At 58.9% G+C, this 18,717-nt stretch carries 16 protein-coding genes and 1 pseudogene; 9 read left to right on the top strand and 8 right to left on the bottom strand.

Translation table 11 applies throughout. From position 1 onward, the window contains the following. Positions 1-542: 542 nt before the first annotated feature. The 6 genes and pseudogenes from ACZY0R_RS34835 (at position 543) to ACZY0R_RS34810 (ending at position 5,240) form a co-directional block, all read left to right on the top strand. On the top strand, positions 543-698 hold the full coding sequence (locus ACZY0R_RS34835; RefSeq protein WP_488864926.1) for a hypothetical protein: 156 nt from the start codon (positions 543-545) through the stop codon (positions 696-698). Positions 699-823: 125 nt separating this feature from the next. Further along, positions 824-1,789 (top strand): DUF932 domain-containing protein, encoded by a 966-nt coding sequence (locus ACZY0R_RS34830; protein ID WP_488864924.1) that lies wholly within the window; start codon positions 824-826, stop codon positions 1,787-1,789. A gap of 46 nt (positions 1,790-1,835) precedes the next feature. After that, the gene (locus tag ACZY0R_RS34825; protein ID WP_488864922.1) at positions 1,836-2,861 is read left to right on the top strand and encodes a YqaJ viral recombinase family nuclease; all 1,026 of its coding nucleotides are present in this window, start codon (positions 1,836-1,838) and stop codon (positions 2,859-2,861) included. Next, positions 2,846-3,754 (top strand): recombination directionality factor, encoded by a 909-nt coding sequence (locus ACZY0R_RS34820; RefSeq protein WP_488864920.1) that lies wholly within the window; start codon positions 2,846-2,848, stop codon positions 3,752-3,754. Before ACZY0R_RS34825 ends, ACZY0R_RS34820 begins: the two co-directional genes overlap by 16 nt. Next, entirely contained in the window at positions 3,751-4,800 is a 1,050-nt protein-coding gene (locus tag ACZY0R_RS34815) for a hypothetical protein (RefSeq protein WP_488864918.1), read from the top strand. The genes ACZY0R_RS34820 and ACZY0R_RS34815 overlap by 4 nt, the downstream gene beginning before the upstream one ends. A 156-nt stretch (positions 4,801-4,956) precedes the next feature. After that, positions 4,957-5,240: pseudogene (locus ACZY0R_RS34810) on the top strand (hypothetical protein). Positions 5,241-5,264: 24 nt separating this feature from the next. Here the strand turns inward: ACZY0R_RS34810 and ACZY0R_RS34805 are convergent. Continuing rightward, on the bottom strand, positions 5,265-5,612 hold the full coding sequence (locus tag ACZY0R_RS34805) for a helix-turn-helix domain-containing protein (RefSeq protein WP_488864916.1): 348 nt from the start codon (positions 5,610-5,612) through the stop codon (positions 5,265-5,267). A 90-nt stretch (positions 5,613-5,702) separates the two neighbouring features. Here ACZY0R_RS34805 and ACZY0R_RS34800 point away from each other — a divergent pair, with 90 nt between their 5' ends. Then, on the top strand, positions 5,703-6,935 hold the full coding sequence (locus tag ACZY0R_RS34800; RefSeq protein ID WP_488864914.1) for a toxin-antitoxin system YwqK family antitoxin: 1,233 nt from the start codon (positions 5,703-5,705) through the stop codon (positions 6,933-6,935). Between the two features lie 403 nt (positions 6,936-7,338). After that, positions 7,339-7,914: a hypothetical protein gene (locus tag ACZY0R_RS34795; RefSeq protein ID WP_488864912.1), complete on the top strand. Its 576-nt coding sequence runs from the start codon at positions 7,339-7,341 to the stop codon at positions 7,912-7,914. Between the two features lie 4 nt (positions 7,915-7,918). Here the strand turns inward: ACZY0R_RS34795 and ACZY0R_RS34790 are convergent, their stop codons facing one another. Together ACZY0R_RS34790 and ACZY0R_RS34785 are read right to left on the bottom strand one after the other, a co-directional pair. Next, entirely contained in the window at positions 7,919-9,793 is a 1,875-nt protein-coding gene (locus tag ACZY0R_RS34790) for a UvrD-helicase domain-containing protein (protein WP_488864910.1), read from the bottom strand. Further along, entirely contained in the window at positions 9,790-12,144 is a 2,355-nt protein-coding gene (locus ACZY0R_RS34785; protein WP_488864908.1) for an AAA family ATPase, read from the bottom strand. The genes ACZY0R_RS34790 and ACZY0R_RS34785 overlap by 4 nt, the downstream gene beginning before the upstream one ends. Positions 12,145-12,386: 242 nt before the next feature. Here ACZY0R_RS34785 and ACZY0R_RS34780 point away from each other — a divergent pair, with 242 nt between their 5' ends. Next, the gene (locus tag ACZY0R_RS34780; RefSeq protein WP_488864906.1) at positions 12,387-13,058 is read left to right on the top strand and encodes a PIN domain-containing protein; all 672 of its coding nucleotides are present in this window, start codon (positions 12,387-12,389) and stop codon (positions 13,056-13,058) included. A 138-nt stretch (positions 13,059-13,196) separates the two neighbouring features. On the opposite strand, the gene ACZY0R_RS34775 is transcribed toward ACZY0R_RS34780, so the two are convergent. The 5 genes from ACZY0R_RS34775 to ACZY0R_RS34755 all read right to left on the bottom strand — a co-directional run bounded on the left by ACZY0R_RS34775 (position 13,197) and on the right by ACZY0R_RS34755 (position 18,669). Then, positions 13,197-13,694, bottom strand: coding sequence for a hypothetical protein (locus ACZY0R_RS34775; RefSeq protein WP_488864904.1), 498 nt, complete (start codon positions 13,692-13,694; stop codon positions 13,197-13,199). A 275-nt stretch (positions 13,695-13,969) separates the two neighbouring features. Next, positions 13,970-15,160: a YagK/YfjJ domain-containing protein gene (locus ACZY0R_RS34770; protein ID WP_488864902.1), complete on the bottom strand. Its 1,191-nt coding sequence runs from the start codon at positions 15,158-15,160 to the stop codon at positions 13,970-13,972. A gap of 644 nt (positions 15,161-15,804) precedes the next feature. Next, complete coding sequence (locus ACZY0R_RS34765; protein ID WP_488864900.1) at positions 15,805-16,023, bottom strand: DNA-binding protein; 219 nt, start codon at positions 16,021-16,023, stop codon at positions 15,805-15,807. Positions 16,024-16,197: 174 nt separating this feature from the next. Further along, positions 16,198-17,169, bottom strand: a complete 972-nt coding sequence (locus ACZY0R_RS34760; protein WP_488864898.1) for a hypothetical protein — start codon at positions 17,167-17,169, stop codon at positions 16,198-16,200. A 99-nt stretch (positions 17,170-17,268) separates the two neighbouring features. Next, a complete protein-coding gene (locus ACZY0R_RS34755; RefSeq protein WP_488864896.1) occupies positions 17,269-18,669 on the bottom strand; it encodes a tyrosine-type recombinase/integrase in 1,401 nt (466 codons plus the stop codon). Positions 18,670-18,717 lie beyond the last annotated feature (48 nt).

Here is an 18,717-nt window from a genome sequence, read left to right as displayed (position 1 = left end):
GAAGGAAAGTGGTCCGCTTCGATACCTGCAGATACAGCCACGAGGTTGAGCATCACTATCGGCAAATGTCCATATGCAGGAGACTTGCCATGGCTTTGCGGAGTCCTCGGACCTTCCCCCTTACGTGTCGCATGAGCAATCGATTGTAGAAATTCTCAGCCCTATATCACTCCATGGAGAGCGGTGGACAACCGTCGTCTACGGACCGCACCGGTCCGTCCTCTAACCAACCATGGAGCTATAGTGACATCGCACAACTCCCCCCTGGAACACCTGATCACCTTCGCCATTGTCTTTCTGATTGGCGCGTACTGGAGCCACGTCCGCTGCGGCAATGGGGCCAACAGCCAGAAAGGACAGACGCCATGACGCCAGCGTGTCCGCATTGCCATTCATCACGGGTGGCAACCCGCAACTATGGGCGCAAGGCCGGCGGCGCCGTCGGAGGTGTTGCTGGTGCGGCTAGCAGCGTCTCCGCCGCCATAGCCGGAGCACGGGTCGGCGGCAGAGTCGGAGTGGTCGCCGGTCCGGCCGGAGCTACTATGGGCGTGATCGCCGGGGCTATTCTCGGGGGCCTGATCGGCGGCGCTGCAGGTTGTGCCACCGGATCTGCTGTTGGTGAACTCATCGACGGGAGCGTTCTCGACAACTACCGCTGCCTGGCCTGCGGCCTTACCTTCGGCAGGAACTCGGCTTAAGCCGCAGGCCCCGAGCGCTCACCGTACTGGTACTGACGGTTAGCGCGCCTTTCCCCGTTTTCCGTTTCCCTTTCTAGCCCGGCCTCGGCCGGGCTTTATGCACTTGTTTCTTCAAGGAGCTATCCATGCATCTCGTCCAATCGATGGCCTACGTTAACGAAGCCCCGTGGCACGGCCTGGGCAATCAGCTTGCCCCCCATCAACCGCTCGAAGTCTGGGCCGAACGCGCCGGCATGAACTGGCGCATCGAGGAATCCGAAGTGCGCTTCGTCTCCGGCAACGCTGGACTGGGTGCCATCCACGCCTTTCCCGAACAGAAGGTGCTCTACCGTTCGGACACCAAGGCGCCGCTGTCGGTGGTCTCCGGCCGTTACCAGGTGGTGCAGCCGTCCGAGATCCTGGAGTTTTACCGGGATCTCACCGAAGTCGGAGGTTTTGAACTCGAAACCGCCGGCGTGCTTAAGGAAGGCCGCAAGCTCTGGGCGCTCGCCCGTACTGGCCAGAGCGCTTCGCTCAAGGGCCGTGACAGGGTCAACGGCTACCTGTTGCTGGCGACTGCCTGCGACGGGACGTTGGCGACAACGGCGCAGTTCACGTCGGTGCGGGTCGTGTGCAACAACACTCTGTCGATTGCCCTGGGCGATGGCGCGGACGCGGTCAAAGTGCCGCACCGTAGCCAGTTCGACGCGCAGGCTGTCAAACGTCAGTTGGGCATCGCGATCTCGTCCTGGGACGGCTTTATGGCCCGCATGAAGGCGCTCTCCGAGTGCCGGGTCAATGCCGAAGCGGCCGAAGCCTTCTTCCGGCGCGTGCTGACCTATCCGACCGTCAGCGTAACCGACCGGCCTACCACTGCCGTGAATGACAGCGCGATCAAGACCGTGCAGGAACTATACGCTGGGCGCGGCAAGGGAGCGTTGCTGTCCTCGTCAGCCGGTACGGCCTGGGGCCTGCTCAACAGCATCACGGAGTTTGTCGACCACCACCGCCGTGCGCGCAGCGACGATCACCGTCGCGACGCGGCCTGGTTCGGCCAGGGTGCTGCCCTTAAGCGGACAGCCTGGGACGAGGCGCTGCGCCTGGTGCATTGATTCCATCGCAATCCATCACTGGCGGCATGCCACCAAGGAGAACCAGATGTATTCCATACAGGAAGCAAGGTCCACCAAGGCCCGACCAGCATTGCGCTTGGTGGACACGAAGGGCCTCAGCCGCGACGACTGGCTGGCCGTGCGCAAGACCGGCATCGGCGGCTCGGATGCAGCTGCCGCGGTCGGCCTCAATCCCTACCAGAGCCAACTTGAACTGTGGCTGGAGAAGACCGGGCGGGACGCCGGGCTGGTCAAGCCGGACCCGCAGGACACCGCGGAACCGGTCTATTGGGGAACGTTGCTCGAGCCCATCGTGGCGGCAGCTTATACCCAGCAGACCGGACGCCGGGTGCGCAAGATCAACGCGGTGCTGCGGCATCCGACTGTGCCCTACATGCTCGCCAACCTGGATCGCGAGATCGTCGGTGCGCCGGACGTGCAGATCCTCGAATGCAAGACGGCGGGCGAGTTCGGTGCGCGGCTGTGGCGCGATGGTGTGCCCGAATATGTCCAACTGCAGGTCCAGCATCAGTTGGCGGTCACGGGCAAGCAGGCGGCGGACGTTGCCGTGCTGCTGTGCGGCCAGCAGCTGGTCGTACACCGGATCCAACGGGACGACCCCTTGATCGACCAGTTGATCTTGTTGGAAGCCAGGTTTTGGCACTACGTCACGACCGAGACGCCACCGCCGGCGGACGGCTCGGAATCGGCCGATGCCGCCTTGCGCTGCCTGTATCCGCAGGACAGCGGGCAGACGGTGGACTTCACCCAGGAACGCCAGCTGAGTGCCGTCTTTGCCGACCTGGTGGCGGTGCGCGTCGATATCGCCATGCGTGAGCAGCAGGAGGCTCGCCTCAAGCAGACCATCCAGCAGGCGATGGGCGACGCTTCGCGGGCGCTCTTCGAAACTGGCGAAGTCACTTTCAAACGCAGCAAGGACCGTTCCGGAGTCGATCTTAAACGGTTGCTAGCCAATCACCCGGAACTCCAGGCGCCATACACCATCACCAAGCCCGGCTCACGCCGGTTTCTGATTCACCCCGAGGGAGACATTCCATGCTCAAAGGCTTGACCATCACTCCGCCAGTCATCGGGCGGATTTCCATCGGCCGCGTGGTCGAGAAGAACGGCAAGCGCCTGCCAGAGAAGGACGACCAGTTCACGTTGACTAGTCAGGTGCAGAACCGGGAGGGCTGGGTCTTGCACCCGGTGGACGAGGCGCTGCGCAAGGCTGGCCCCAGCAAGCTGCGTGCGATTCCGGTGCGCATGCTCTTCAACGACCCGAATCTGAACCTTCGCGCCGAATACACCTTGTTCGACCGCGAGACGGGGAGGCCGATCTGTATCGGCAACGGTGAGACATGCAAGCGCGCGGGCCAGGACGGCGTGGCCGTATTGCCGTGCCAGTCGCCCGACGGCTGTGGATTCGGCAAGGCGGCCGGATGCAAGCCCTATGGACGGCTGAATGTCGTAATCGGCGATGACGACGAGCTGGGGTCGTTCATCTTCCGGACCACCTCGTACAACTCGATTCGCACCCTCGCCGCGCGCCTGCATTACTTCGGCGCGGTTTCGGGCGGGCTGCTCGCCTGCCTGCCACTGGAGCTGAAGCTGCGCGGCAAGTCCACCGCGCAGAGTTTCCGCTCGGCAATCTACTACGTGGATCTTGGGGTACGCGCGGGGAGTTCGCTGGAAGCGACAATCGGGGAGGCGAGGGAACTGGATGCCCGGCGCAAGGTGGCGGGCTTTGACCAGACGGCGCTGGACGGGGCAGCCCGGCTCGGGTTCGGCAATGGGGCGTTCGAGGACAGCGACGAGGAATGCGACGCTGTGGCCGAAGAGTTCTTTCCCGAGACAGCTGGGCGTGGCCGCGAACGTCCAAGCGGCGAGGCATCGACCACCGTACCCACCCTGCGTGACAAGCTTGAGCGGAAGGCCGAGGTACTGGCGGGGGTGTCGACATGACCGCTGCCGATGTTGCCGGGCCATCGCACTATCCGTGCCAAGGCGCGCTTGTCCTAGCGCTGGCCGCGACCGGCACGGCCTTGTGCCTGTCCACGCTGGCCGGCTGGCAGCGCGGCGGCTGGCTCGTGGAGCGCATGGCGTGGGTGGCCATCAGCGCGGTGCTGGTGCTGAGCGCCCACCTGTTGCCCGCCTTGGGTCAGGTAGCCCCGCCGGCCGTGCGCCGGCTGGGCGCGCTGCTCTGGGCGGCATGCATGGTGGCGGCCGGCTACGGTCACGCGACGTTTTTCCTCTGGTCGCAGCAGCACGCCGGGGAAAGGCGGGCAGCGGCGATGGCGTCTGTCGCGCCGCCCGGCGCCGCCACTACCGTGGTGCGGCAGCTGGTCACTGCACCAAGCCGTTCCCTGTCGGTGATCGTCGCGGAGCGTGCGAAGGTCGTCACGGCGATGGCGACCGCCAATGCCAGGCGTTGCACTGGCGACTGTGCAGCCCTGAATACCAGGCGGGCTGGCCTGGCGGCAACCCTGGAAGCGCTTGAGGTGGAAGCGGACGAAGTCCGGCGCTGGCAAGCCGCTGAGGACCGGCAAGACGAAGCGGCACGTCACGAGACGGTTCGCCGCGACGCGTCGCGCCACGACCCAGTCATGACAGCGCTGGCGGCGTCGCTTGGCGTCACACCCGCCGGCGTCGAGTTCACGGGGGCGCTGCTGCTGGCCGCGGCGCTCGAAGGCGTCGCCTGCTATGGCTGGTTCCTGGCGCTTGCCGCCCGCACACCTCCCATTACTGGGCCAGTCACGGACAGTCACGCGGAGCCCACAGCGGATAGGCCATCCCCGGGCAATCCGGTCGCGCGCGATCACGGGGCAGTAACGCCGCCGGCTATGCCGACCGCATCCCACGGCCGCGCCGAACCAGACGTCGAACTGACTCGGCGGCTGCATCGTGCCGTTGCCGCTGGCCAGCTTCGTCCCACCGTGGCTGAAATCCGCCGCCATCTTGGCTGCTCTCAGGCCAAGGCATCGGCACTGCGCCGGCTGCTGATGGCGTGACTGTTGTCACTCAGAAAAGCCGTGGTTGGTTGACTTGGTGCTGACTGAGTTGCCAGCTATGGCCTTCTGCCGCCCCACCTCGCACGTCTCAGAACACTTCTCGTCTCGCCCGTGACTCCGGCGAGTCGGGCGTGCCGACTATTGGAGAAGCGCTTTATGACTGAGTCCTATAACCGCGGTGCGGACCGGCCCCGATTCCGTCTCGGCCGCTTGCTAGCGACACCTGGCGCCTTGGCTGCATTGAAGGTGGCGAAATCGCACCCCATTGCCCTGATCGTCCGACACATGCGCGGCGACTGGGGCGAATTGGACGAGAAATCGCCCTTGTCACCGGGATGCGCCTGTTGTCCAGCTACACGTTGGTGACAGGCGAGAAAGTTTGGGTAATCACAATGGCGGACCGTTCGGTGACGACCCTGTTGCTGCCTGCTGAATACTGAAGCGACGGGTAACTGGTGCGCGGATCAACGGCAAGCCAGCCGCGCCGCCAGTTTCTCCACTATTTCCACGATCATGGCCCGGTCATGGCTGCCGACTTTCGAGAGCAGTTGGGCGAGGTGGTTGGCTTGATCGCTGGACCGATTACTGGCCTCCGTCAGCAGGTCGGACGTTTCGCACTGAAAGATATCGGCCAGTTCGGCAAGCCTCCCGATGGTTGGCATCACCACGCCTCGTTCCATGCGGGAAACCGCCTCGTTGCCAATTCCCAGCCGTTCCGCGACCTGTTCCTGCGTCAGGTTAGCGGCGATCCGCTGTCTTGCAATTGCCCGCCCCACCACGCCGGCCAACTGGTCCATGTCCGCCTTGCTCATGCCCTCTCCTATCCACCTGAATGGTTGGGCATCGCCTTATTGACATGAAGTGCTTTAAAAGTTGATATTCAACCTTTTGGGTCGTTAACCATGTCGATGAGCCGCCAAACCGGCGTCCATCGGCAAACCTCATCCTTGCAAAAACAGGAAAAATCAATGAATTCAGGGAATTATGAAGGCGATCGCCAAGATCTTGGTGCTCGCACCGCTGATGCGGGCAACACGGAATCGCCTCTCTTTTCATTTTCCAGATCTATCGCCATCTCAATCATGAAATCCTATCTACGACCGCTACTTCTCTCGATGACTTGCGCCGCGCTGGGGCTGGCAGCGTGCGGCAAGCAAGAGATCCTCGACTTCCGCAATGCTCAGGTCGTCAACGGCAAGGTCTTCGCAGGGAATGCGAACATGCCGTTCTCAGGCACTGTGACAAACGTGCCAAACATGCAGGTTCTCTCCGCTCAACAGGGAATTGAAAAGATCGCCAGCACCATTGGCATTAGTGTCCTCGCGTCCCTTGGAAATATGCAGGCCGCACCTGGCATGTTGGCTCACGGTTTGTTGTTATCCGTCCTATTTGGGACGGTCTGTGACGTTCATGTGAAGGACGGTATGCTCGACGGCAAGGCAACATGCAAATCACCGCAATCCGAGAGCGTACATATTGAGATGGGGTTTCGTGTCGGACGGCTGGACGGGTCGCTGAAGTTCTTCGATCCTCGCGATAGCAAGCATCTTGTTTCCGAGGTGACATTCAAGGATGGTCAACCCGACGGAAAGCAAGAGATCTACAGCCCCAACACGGGCAAGCTTCTTCATATTGCCCCCTGGTCAGACGGAGTGCTTCAAGGCAAGGAAGAAGGCTTTGACGAAGCCACTGGCAATCGAATCCTGCAAGCGACGCTGGCAAATGGCAAGTACGATGGCAAATTTGTGCGATACGCGCCAGATGGCAAGCAATCTCTCTACTCTGTCACCTTCGCGCAAGGTCAGATGGAGGGCGTAGAGGAAGCTTTCGATCCGCAGACGGGAAAGCCGACCGGCCGAGCTGAGTATGCGAATGGCAAACTCAACGGGGTCGTCAAGCAGTGGGATGCCAACGGAAACCTCGTCAGCGAAAAGACCTATAGCAACGGCGTTGAGGTTGCAGCGTCCGGTAGCGGGAAGACCGAATCGGGATCGGCATCCGCGGCAAGCATCGATGTCTGTCTCGATGGCTGGACGGCGGCGTATCGGAAGGAGAAGGGCGAGGATGCAATGATTGCGATGGACCAGGTCGCTGAATGGGAGTCGTGGTGCAAGGCGGGGAAGCGTTCCAGCTAGAGATTCTGTGTGACCCGACGCCCCCGTTATGGGGGCATCTGCCGGGTCATTTTTTTTGTCTCTGAGTTGCACTCAACGGTCGAATCCGCAATCCACTTCGGCCCTTCGACAGGCTGCGAGATGAACGGCCGGTTCCAAGTTGCACAACGGACGTTCGTCTACTCGCACAGGCAGGCGGACGTTCGGTCATTGCGGACGTTTGCTTCCTGGTACAGCGCACGGCTGCAGCGGCGCCCTGAAACGCCGGACACGGTCACTCACGTAAAATAGCGTCCGAACGATCGTCGCCCCTAGCCTAGTGCTCAGCTTCCTCGTCACACGGCTCGAGCCATGCCTTTCCGCAAGTTCTGAAGGCGGCCACTCAAGCTGGCAGGTTCTGGAGCAACTCGATAACAAGGACACTATGAACCCTCAATGGAAAAAAATCGCATGCATTGGCTGGGGTTCGCTGATCTGGGACCCCAGGACGTTGCCGCACATCGGAGGCTGGTATCGAGACGGCCCTATGCTCCCGGTTGAATTTGCGAGGGAATCAGCAGGTGGCAAGATCACGCTGGTCATCTGTAAGGACGTGACCCCGGTGCCAACCCTATGGACATTGATGGACACACCTGACGTGATGATCGCGAGGCAGCAACTCGGCACGCGCGAATATATAAGCGCGACGCAAAGATGGATCGAAACGAATATCGGTTTCTGGGATCGGTCAACTGGCTTGGCGCATGGAGAGGAGGCGGAATCGATTGCCGCTTGGGCAGACCAGCGTGATCTTGCGGGAGCGGTGTGGACGAATCTCAGGTACGGATTCAAGGACAAAGCACGCAAAGGAATGATGCCGAGCGGCGAAGAGATCATTGCTCATCTGCGGGACCTGAAGGGGGCGGAGCGAATAGCGGCAGAAGAGTACATTCGCTGCGCGCCACAACAGATCGATACTGCCTATCGCAAATTGATCAATGCAGCATTAGCGCTGACCTGATCATTCACGACGCTAGATCCGTGACGATCTCGTCAGCGGCAAACCAGCCTTCACCGATTGCAAACTTGCTTACGCGTTCCGGCGAGGACGTGTAGGCTACAAGGGCGAGGCTCTGCCTGGCGCGGCTGCAGGTGACATAGAAAAGCCGCCGAGTGCTTTCGACCGAGGGGTCGCCGACACCCTTTCCACCGAAGAGATTTTCGTACTTGAACGTAAAGCCCCGGGCTTCTTCGTCGTCCATGATCACCATCACGCGGTCAAACTGTAGACCCTTTACCCCCTGATGCGTGTCGAAATGAGCCTTGCCTGAAACATAGTTGGAAAACGGCTCGATCTGCGAGAACGGTGCTTTCAGGAACGCATCGATAGCTGCAGCACGTTCGCTCTGCCGGTCGGCGTCATCTGCCTCCGCGGCAGGTTCGGCACCATCGAGCACCTTGTCGCGATCAGCATTTGCTTGAAGCGATTCAGGTATCACAAGGAGATTCGTCGCAGCGACGCTACAGAGTACCTCTGAGAGCGTTGGATCAGCACCATCTTTCCAAAGCGACATCAGCTGATCGATTGACGATGACACGAGTTGAAGCTGTGCCTGTTTGTCGTCTGCGGCGCGTAACGCACCGGCGCTCAGCAGCGGCGAAAGCTCTCGCGCGATGCGCGCTATTGCAAAGCGGTCCTCGCGCTGTTTTGCTTGGACGAGCGGCAAGACCTCTTCGGAGAAAAAGCGGACGGCTGGAAGCGATCCATCAAGAAAGTTTGTTCGCCAGCTCTCAACCTCGTAGAGTGGGATGAACATCTCAAGGAACCCCATGCGCCTCGCGGCCATGCGATGTTCGAGGGTGAGGGTTTTACAGGTCCGCAGATCATTCCAGTCGTCATCTGCCGATGCCTTGGCCATGTGAGCCCTGATTGCCTTCTCGGCGGCCTGCTTGTCAGGGGTCTCGCTCGGGAGAATGTAGAGTCGGACGCAACCCTCGACGCTATCGGATCGCCATTTCTGCTGCTGCTTGTCAGTTGCGTTGCGCACCTTGTTGATCAAACTGACAACCCGCCTCGGGCAGCGATGGTTCATCTGCTTGGTCGGCGTCGCCCAGTCTCCCGGCAAATTCTGGCCTAGGCCATCCTTGCCATCACTGTAGATGCGCTGCATCATGTCACCGAGCAGACCGAGGGCAAATCGCTCCTTGTGCGCGGCCTGCACTGTGAATAGCGCGTCGATCAAGTTCTTGTTTGTGTCCTGGCTTTCGTCGATCAGCAGGAACGGATAGCGGCCAACCAGGATACTCTGCATGGCAGGCTTGTTCGTCAGGAAGTGCGACGTAAGTTGAATCACTTCCGAGTGATTAAGTGAATCTCTGCCACGATTTTCGCCGGTAGGGCTGTACACGAATCGCTTCACTGAATCGAGGTTTGCAAGGCGCTTGGTCTTTGATGCAATTTTGCTGATGCGCGTCGCGGAGGCCTTGGTGCCCGCGCGGCCCTTCGCTTCTTCTTTCCCGAGCTTGTCTATGTCGGCTGCGAGATCAAGACGGAGCCATTCGCGAATATCGCGGTTCAGCCCATCGATCAGTGACCAGGCGAAGCTGTGGATGGTCGACACCTGGATGGTCGGATCGTATGCCAAGCGTCTTTCGATTTCTTCACTGGCTGCGTTCGTGTAAGTGATAACACCAACGCGTTGTCCCTTCAGTCTCAGCCTCGCGCCAAAGTCAGCTTGTACCTTCTGAAGTGCGGTGACGAGAGACCTGGTCTTTCCGGACCCTGCGCCGGCAAAAAGAAAAAAACTCTGCGGACCATCGAGATTTAGACACCTGGCGATTTCGACATCGACGGGTGCATCAACGTCGTCTTCAGCCGCCATAGACTCGGGGGATGTCATGGCTTCACCCCCGTCTTGCCAATGACATCTTCTTCTTTGCGCTTCAATTGATCTGCGAGCCAGGAAAGCCCTTCATGGATGTATGCGGGCACTTTCAGATCGTTGATCTCCTCGCTGTACAGAAGGTCGAGAGCGAACTCCGCCTTGTTTCCATTTTGCAGCGCCTCTGAGGCCCGCTTAGCCAAATCCGCGAGATCCTCAGCATTCGCAAGCGCGTCGCGAAATTTGGCAATCAGACCATGTCCATCGAGCTTTGCAAACAAGTCCGGGTTCTCGTATACCAATGCGTCTTCAAACGTGTTGGCCAGGGCCTCGGCGGGGGGCTGATCCTTGAACACCATAGATATAGGCTGCTGATATGCGACGCGAAGCGCGTAGCCGCTTGACTCTATCAAGACCTTGTCCTCGCTCGTCTTGTCGAGGAGCAGGTCAAGGGATTCTTCCGTCGGTATCCAGGTCTTCAGCGTCTCGTTACGTGCCCTCTGCCCGGCTCCCCGTGTAGGGACAACGGAGGCGTTCGTAGTGCCATGCTTCGCGTCGATGTCTGTGATGATCAGGGTGCTCAGCCCGAGATGCTCTATCAACGAGCGCAGACGATGCGCGTGACTGCCGCCAATCTCAAGCCATGTGATGTAGCAGCGCCTCAAGTACGCATAGGTCTCGCGCTCGCGGACGAGATGGGGAACGAGAATGCGCTCAGCCGGTCCTTCGACAAGGACCGCGCCGTCCGCGAAGAAGAGGTCGCAATGCGTTGCCTTCAGGTAACGCTTCACGAAGCGTTCGGTTTTGTCCGGACCGTCAAAGATCTCGGATAGATTGACGACTGAGGTGAGCGGCACCGATCCAGCTTCTGCAGGCGCAGGGAGACGTCTGAAATATCGCAGAGAAGCGAAATCCGCTTCGTGGGCAAGATGACTGGAGTGCGTGCTGACAACGAGTTGCGTCCGTAGGACTTGCGAGTCTTTCAGCTTGTCGTGCTTTCGGAGCACCGCATAGGCCTGTTTGATAAAGACTTGCTGGACTTGAGCGTGAAGATGTGCCTCCGGTTCTTCAATGAGTACCAGATGAAGTGGCGGGATGAGGAGATCTTCGGCGGTCGTCTGCTTGCCCGCCTTCCCGACCTTCATCCACTTGTCGCGGAAGCTCATTAGAGCAAAGACAATTGAAACCAGGTTCTGGTATCCGAGGCCATTCGAGCCCTCGGGGAGCCGGTGTCCCTTGGCGTTCTCGGCTAGCTGTGTCGGAACTTCATACTGCACAGCTGAGCTGTGGTTGAGTCCGTCGATCGGCCTGATGCTGGTGGTGATGGTCAGTTTTGGATCGGTTACACCTGGATAGCCGATATCCTCAAGTTCCTTCAGGGCATCGGCAAAGCAACTCTCGAGGCGCTGCCCGAACGCAGTCTGGGCTTCGTGAAGCGCCTGCAGCGCCTGCAGGTCCTTCGGCTCCGGGTTGTCGAAGGGGTCGAGGTGTTGTGTGTAGTAGGAGCGAAGCTGATTTGAAAGCTTCTTTCCCGTTCGCTGCTCCATGAAGGCTTCACCGGAATCGTCACCATGCGGCGCGCCGGTCGAGCCTGCATGCCCGAATCCGCGTTGAGCGTTGATCTCGTCGATACGAATAAGTCCGTGAAACGGGTCGCCGTCAATCGGATCGCTGTGATCGGGCAACGGCTGAGGACGGGCAAGTCCATTCTCTGGCGGCTTCAGTCCGGCTGGGTCCAGCAAATAGGCGCGGACCTCGAAGGTCGAGCGCAACCGCCGTGCCAAAAAATCCATCATCGAGCGCGGCCAAAGGGAAAATGTCGATTTGGGCGTTATAGGCACAACGACCTCAACTTCTCCGACATCGGTCGCAGCCTTGATTCCCACAGACGCCGACGATGCCTCGTCGGCCTTCGCCATCACGGCAGCAGCAGCCAGCTTGGCGATCAGATACTCCTGCTGAAGAGCTTGCTCGTCCTTAGGCTCAAGCCGCAACCGAACGCCAATACTGGAGCCGTTCCAGTCGAGTGTCGGCAGGAGTTTCTGTACGTAGTGCAATTCATGTGCTGGGACGTTCAGCCACACGTCCAGGAAGGGAAGGACCTCGTCCCAGGCAATCGGCACAAGAGGTTCACCGCTCAGGCCTTTTTCCCAATCAGCCGCCGCATTGTCGATCTTGGCCCAGTGCGGTAGGGTGAAGTCGTTGATCGAGAAATCAGACCGATCAACGAGGAACCGCCGTAGCGCCACCATTGCTGAAGTCTTGCCGCTGTTGTTGGCACCGACGAAAACTGTGTTCGTCTCCGAAAAATCAATGCGAGCAGCCTTGAGCTTTCTAAAGTTGCCAACCTCTACGTGCTGAATATGCATCCTTGCTCCCCAGCACACCGTTGCATTCGGCGGCAAAATGCGTTTGTTGATCTTAACTGGTGGCGCTTCAAGCCGCTGGCCGTATGCTCAACCTTTGTCTTTCAGTGATTGTGCCACGCACCAACTCACGTTAGGCATCGTCAGGTCGCGAGATTGTCCGACATCCTCTTGGTGGAACCAACCAGCGCAGGCGAGAGGTGTCGTAGCGTAATATGCCCGTTTCGTTTAACCAAGCCCTTCACATGACCAAGAAGCTCTTGCTGGTAGACTACGAGAACATTCACAAGATTGACATCTCGCAACTGGATGAGAGCTTCAGCGCCATCATCTTTGTTGGGGCGAAGCAGAACCCACCAAAGGCGGCAAGGAAGCCGGCGACGGCTCACAGGTTCCAGCGAGTCGATTTCCAAAAGATTGAGGGCAGCGGTAAGAATGCTTTGGATTTCCACATTGCCTTCCAACTCGGGCGAACAATTGAGACGGCACCCGAGACCGAGTGTTTTGTTCTCTCCAAGGACAAGGGCTTTGATCCCTTGCTTGCACACCTCAACAAGAGTGGGTTGAAGTGCCAGCGATTGGAGCAGATTGAAGACCTTGTATGCGAGCCCGTGAGTGCAGTATCGAGCACTTCTGTGGTTTGCGAGCGATGCCACAGGGCTAGCACCATCGAGCACTACGGTGGCCAGTGGTGTACGAACTGCGGTTGCTTCGCCAGCCAGCCCGATCCGAGTCTGCTCCCATCCATTCGGCCCGGATTTCAGCGAGAACGCCAGGACTCTGGGAGCTTCATCGAGCGCGACCAAGGGATCATGGCTCAATGCGGCTGGTGCCATAGCCGAGGCGATATGACCGGTGGCATCTATGATGATGGCGAGTGGATGTGTGGTAACTGCGTTGCCCAATATGCTCGCTGAGCCTGAAGCTTCAAGGCATCGGCTACCTGAACGGCAAGCGATACGGTGTCGTGCGGTCACCGGCCCTTAGGGCCGCTCTTCACTAATCTGGCGTTGGTGGCAAGTCAGGAGGGGCCTCCAGTCAGCAAGAACGAGGAGCTAGCGGTAACGATGCGGCGACACGAAACGCCGACGCTCCGCGAAAATATCCGCAAGCGAACGATGCGCACCGTCAACTGACCGCGGGGCAACGTCGCCCTCAGCCCTCGCCTTCTGCCTATCCGCCGATGACACCCTCGGACCATTCTGCGCTTTCGCACGTTGATCTTCGGTAGCGCCGTCATTGACATGCTTATCCATTCGGCCAGGTTCGGAATCAGTTCGCAAACGGCGTTTGCGCACGCGACTCAAGGCCGAGTCGAAGCTGTCTGGCGTGAAGTGCCAGCCCGCTTCGATCAGGATGTCCCGCGCCTGAGAACGATCATAGCCGCGGGCAAGCAACGCCTCCGTAAGTTCGAAAACGGCGGTGAGCCGAGCCGTCATGGACTTCTGCGTGCATTCTGCTGCACGAAGCTTAAGGCGGCGCATGAGTTCACCATCCGAGAACGACGCGATCTCATGCCCGCTCGCAGCATCTACTATGCACTCCTTCTCCATCTGATCTGCATTCCTTTTGGCTGCTTTCTGCAGCGGACGCGCCACGCCCGTGCACGATACGTAGACAGGCACTGCACTGAAAGTGCACGCTCTCACGCCGCTCCCGTCGCCCCCGGGGCTTCGGACGAATGAAACTCGCGAGCGGCTGTCGATTGCCGATCTCACACAATCCGCAATAACATGCCTCATCGAAGCCCATTGCAGCGCCGCAATGGGCACCGCAAACCATGCCCACCACCCCAGGGGCCCGACACGCCAAACCGTTTTGGTCCGATTTAGCGGTTCTGATCCGCATCCTCGATGGTGGCATCTTCCTCATCGAGCGAATCGGCACGGAGCGAATTAGCCTGCGTGCCGTTTGCTGCGGTCGCATTGAGCGCCGGCTGCCTGCGGGGGCGCCCCGGCTTCTTCTTTTCCTGAACCTGGCTGGTCCCGAACAGCCGGCAATGCGGGCCGTACTTCATGCGCAGGAACTGGTCGGCCTTGGTCATGTAGCGGATGTTTTCACGCAGCGCCTCGCGTTTGGCTTCGTCGTTCCAGTTGATCTCGCCCGTACCGACGCCGTGGCCGTGCTTCTCGTGAAACATCTTAGCGGCGTTGCTGTTCCAGTACTGCCCCATACCCTCGGTCACCTTCTGCCAGTATTCGCCAATCTTCTTAGCGATGTAGACATCGCGGCAAGAGTTGGCCGTGTAGAAGATGAGCATGTGCAGATGCAGGCCGGATTCGTCGCCTTGTTCCAGCTTCCAGATGTAGTCGACGATGCCAAGCAGCAACCTGTTTGTGCGGCAGTTGTTAAAGAACTTCGTGCGATGCATCTGGATCTCCTCGAGAGTGATCTTCGAGCGGTACTGCTTCTCATAGCCAAAGTGCACCATCAGGACAAGCTGGCGCGACTTGCTCTCGAACACCTTTTGTTCGAGAGCAAGGCCCTTCGCCTCGTTGCGCTCCGCGTTGCGCTTGCGCGTTCGCAAGCGCTCCTTGAACGAGCGCGAGCCAACGATCTCAGCGATTTTGGCGACCACGTCGTTAAACACTTCGCCACACGTCTTGCCCGTGTAGGGATCGCGCGAGCCCGGGTCGCGGAAAATAACCGCATGGCGATCCAGACCCAACGCGTTGAACGCCTCGCAGACAGCCGACACGTGTGGACTGTACACATAGCGATCCGAGAAGGCGTCGTGCCGGAAGAACGCTACCAACGAAGCGTAGTAGCGCTTGCCGAGCGGCATGGGCACAGCCACCGCTCTACCGGCTGTATCACGCTTGGTCTTGAAGCCCACCCCGCCCTTGGAGAACTCGATATCTCTTACCAGCGCCTCCATGTCAGCAAGCGAGGATTGGTGGAGGCCGAAGCTCTGCAGCAGTCTGGGTTTCTCTTCACCGTCGACCTCTCCGCGCTCAGTGTTTCTCACCCACTCGATGTACTCGTAAATCTTACTGAAATCATCTTCTTCGTACGACATAATTAACCATCCTTAAAATCATTAGGTGGGGTGCATTAGAGGTGAGAGTCGCTACTTGGTTGTTTTTGTTGATTATCGGTGGGCGTGTCGTCAATAATCGCATTGATAGGATATGAATGAACTTGTTATTACATAAGACCCATAATTCATTCCGTACTTCCTCGCTGCAAATTCCGCAATCTCACCAAATGAGCGACACGCGAAACATGGAACTTACTCTCCACCACACATACATACTTATGACCGCTTCGCATAGTCGAAACGCCACCTGCCGACGGCCGAATCATCTTGATCCGTTCAGCATCCGATAAGGGAGCTAACCATCCGGTCACCGGGCGATAGCAGCCGTCTTTGGTCGCGATTTGTGTGGTTTCGACGTAGCTTGTATATGTTGGACGCAGTTTGTATCGATTTTCCTTCCATAAGATCGTGGCCTTGCATTGATCCTGGTGTGGCTCATGCAACTAAGGCACCGGCCAGTGCCCTCCCCGTGAACTTTTTAACCTGCCTCCTCTTAAGCTCGGTCATTATCTTGTCTGATCTTGCGGATTGTTTGCCGCCAAGTAATGCACTGCGCTGCAGATCGTTGCAGATTGGTACACTAATATGCCGTGAGCCAATCGACATTAATGGGATGGATGTCCCTAGCCTCCGACGCGGTTTATGAGTTGCTCGATCGAATCGGCAGGCCAGAGCAAGCGGCGATTTGGGAGCTTGACGGGGCGAACACCGTGATAGGTGCCCGTGAGGGAGTAACGCTTGCGAATTGACTGGGCCTTCAGGGAAATGGCCGTTGCAAATTCTTCTGTTGTCAGAAGGCGCCCACTGGATGTGGGTAGGAAGGCGCCGAGTTTGGGTTCCATAGTTGACTCCAGGCTGTACGAAACGTGGTTTCGCGCTGTGGGAAGCCGGCATGTCGTTGGGGCAATCTCATACGCCATGCTTCACCGCAAATCGCTTGGGGTGATCCTATAAACCCGTAGCCGTGGGTGGCCGATGGCAGGGTATTGAAAGCCTTGTTGGGCAAGGCTTTGCGGTCAGAGAGACCCGTTTTTCGGGGTTTTCCGTCCGGACTTTGATGGTTCAGTGATTAACAAATGCTCGTATTCCTGCCACTTGGTGAGCCAGGGGCGGAGAGCTGATTGGGTATGGAACCGTTTCTGAAAGCCAACCAAGGGAAGGCGTTTTTCCGAGATGGCGCATGCAGCTACCAAGACAGGATCCCACGTCGACGGAGCATTTCCGCCATGTCCGCGCTTCCCTTGGTGAATCCTCGCTCCACGAATCCATTTCGCGTCCTGCAGGGTCCTTTTCCATTTCTCCGTGCTCCACTCCGGCTCACCCAGCGGATGGAGTCCTTCAAAGGCGGCCGCAACCATAGGGGTCGTCATTCCGTCATCTGGCTTGCTAGAATTCGTTGCAGACGATGTGCCCAGTTCGAATTCTGTCGCCGGGTAGGGAGTTTGTGCTGGTTGACCGCTATTCTGCTGGTCAGCAAGGGCTGAGGCGCGCCTGAGGTCCACGAGGGACTTCGGTGTATCAAACAGCATCTTTTCTTGATGCATGGCGCCAGAAAGCGCATTGGAGATAATCTGCGTCGCAACCGTTGGGGGGGTACGATCGACTGAGCCAGCATTTGGCGGACATCCTGCGACGTCATTAAACAAGCAAATCCAGTCGGTTTGGATGTCTTCTTCCTCGCACCAGTTCAAGAATGCGATAGGGTGGACTTCGTACACGAAATTGCCTCGGTCCTCGCACCAATCCCACCAGTCCGCCAGAATGCGACGAGCCTTATGAAAACCTGTATCCCCAGCGTGAAGCTGCTTGCCATCGAGGCTTATCCCGCCGGAGGGGATCTCGTTGCCTTGATGCGGAGGATGAATCCCGCAGACTAGCAAGGCTCCCATCATGGGTGTCCATGTCTGAAGACCAAGATATTCACTTAGCGTCATGTGGCGCTTTGCGCCCTCAACGAGGCGCTGCGGCAAGGTTGGATGCTTGTTCATGTCGTTTAGGCACTTCCAGATTGGTACCTCGTGGCTCGACCTTCGACGACCGCCCGAATTGAGCCGTCCGGAGCACGATTTTCAGTTTCTCCGCCCTTTCTATGGCATTGATGTTTTGGCGCGAAGACTTGGTGTGGTAGGGGGCTCCGGCTGAAAGTCGATCCGCGCTTGCTCCAGCATCCACGCCTCGATCTTGTCGTGCCACATCCGCAGCATGTCGAGCGGCCGGCGCCGATAGTGCTTCTCCGCCAATGCACTAGGCTTGTGGCCTTGAATCTGTGCCACAATGCCCACAGGAACCTCACACCATTCGGACAGAGTACCGAACGAGCGGCGCAGGCCGTGCAACGTCACATGGGGCAGGCCGGCTGCTTTGATGGCCTGGTTGTGTGCATACCTGGGTTCGGCAATCCGGCCTTTCGCTGCGTTGAGGCTGTGGAATACCCAGGGAGAAGGCTCCCATTTCTCGCCGCGCGCTGCAAGGCTGCGCAGGCGGCGCGCATTTGGCGGGGTGTCGTTGCGGCGTTTCAGGTCCAGCAATAGGGATGTCAGATAGGACGTGAGGGGAATCACGCGCCCGGCTTCTATCTTGTCGGCAATGCGTAAACTTCGCCATTGAAAATCCACGTCTTCCCAACGCAAAGCCGCCAGTTCTTCCCGGCGTGCGCCGGTGATGAGCAGGCCTTGCAGATAGGCGGACTGCACGGGGTTGTGCAGGGCGCGCACGGCAGAGAACCAGGCGGCCAATTGTTCCCGCTGAAGGCTATCGCCGTCTTTGGTATTGCTGCTTGGCAGGACGCCTGTCACCTTGGGTGAGGTGCAGCTGTCGGTCGCGATAATGCCTGCGTACTTATCTTGTCCTTCGCACCACCGGACGAATGCTTTAAGCATCCGGAAGGCATATGCGGCACTGGTTGGCCGAACGGGCACCTCGGATTCCAGCCATGTACCAAGCGTTTTGGCTGTCAGGCCGGAAAGCTTCAGCGCCATTAGTGGGTAAAGCGGTCCGCGTTCGGTTTGCTTGCTGCCACGCTTGGCCGGCATCCCACCTGCCGCGGCAAGCTTGATGTGGTCGTTTATATAGGTCGCGGACCTTGGCTTCTTGGTTTTCGGGGAGATCTTGGTATGCAAGTGGTCGAGATAGTCAGCCCATGCGTCGGCCACGGTCGCGCTCTCCCTTAGTGCCGTAGCCCGCCTCGCTTCATAGCTGGCCCGTTGCTCCGCCTTGACCTCGCGCGGATCCTGGCCGGCATCGATCAGCGTTTGCAGGCGCCTCGCTTCCTCCTGGGCCTTGCTGATCGTCCAACTGCGCGGGTCTCCAATGGTCAGGCGTACGGTCTGCCCGTGAATCTTGCCCTGGAAGATGTATGACTTTGCCCCGCTGGCAGTCGCCCGAAGGCCGAGGCCAGGCGATACCGCGTCCCACAGGAAGGCTTGTGCCTTGCCTTCGGGGCAGCCGTAAGCCTCTACGCGTGCAGCGGTGAAGTTGATCTTTGCCATCCTGTAATCCCACAAACCGGGTTACACGGTTCCATGTAACCGCCATGT

This window comes from Cupriavidus sp. F041 (assembly GCF_057814235.1).
Note: the sequence above shows the minus strand (reverse complement) of the source record. Positions and strands in the feature narration are given on the sequence as shown.